At 54.0% G+C, this 892-nt stretch carries 1 protein-coding gene; it reads left to right on the top strand.

What is annotated here, in order from left to right; all coding sequences use genetic code 11:
- The coding region (locus A3730_RS32975) for a multicopper oxidase domain-containing protein (RefSeq protein ID WP_156501453.1) at positions 1 to 860 on the top strand (860 nt) is incomplete at its 5' end.
- Positions 861 to 892: the final 32 nt, after the last annotated feature.

The following is an 892-nucleotide window of genomic DNA, read 5'->3' on the forward strand; positions in this document are numbered from 1 at the left end:
AATCCATGGGACGTTCAGGCTATGCAAGAGCGACGCTGGCCCCCGAAAAGGGTATGGAAGGGTCTGTGCCACCAATGCGTGAACAAGCGCGTCTGACCATGGCTGATATGAGCGGTATGCCCGGTATGGACCATGGCAGCATGTCTGGCATGGATCATGGGAACATGGATATGAGCAGCTCGGGAGATATGTCCGGGATGGACCACTCCAACATGGGCAGCATGGATCATTCCAATATGGAAGGTATGGATCATTCCAACATGAAAGATATGGATCATTCGGGCATGTCCGGCATGGACCATGGTTCCATGGCGATGGGGACAGAAGAAAAAAGCGATCCTTTTTACGCCAAGGGCAGTGGCCTCATGCCCAAAGCTGCCAATGGCGGAAAGTTCCTCTCTTACGCTGACCTGAAGGCTCAGGATCCGTTGTATGAAGTTCGCGAGCCGACCCGGGAAATTGAGCTTCGTTTGACCGGCAATATGGAGCGGTATACCTGGAGCATTAATGGCGTCAAGTATGAAGACGCCGATCCGATTCGTCTCAAATACGGTGAGCGGGTCCGTTTCAAGTTTGTCAACGAAACCATGATGACTCACCCCATGCACCTGCACGGTATGTGGTCCATCCTTGATGTTGGCGCAGGCCAGTGGAACCCGATCAAACACACGGTCAGTGTGCAGCCCGGCACCACCGTTTACATGGAAACCGAGGTCGACGCGCCCGGTCAGTGGGCGTTCCACTGTCACCTGTCCTATCACGCGGCCGCTGGTATGTTCCGCAAGGTCATTGTTGAAGGTGGGCCAGAGTCGACGCAGGCCAAAACAGACGTGATTGCCAAAGATGGAGGTGAGGTATGAGCTGTATTCGATCAATTGTCGCAGTCAGCTTC

The sequence above is a fragment of the Alcanivorax sp. HI0044 genome (genome assembly GCF_001634945.1).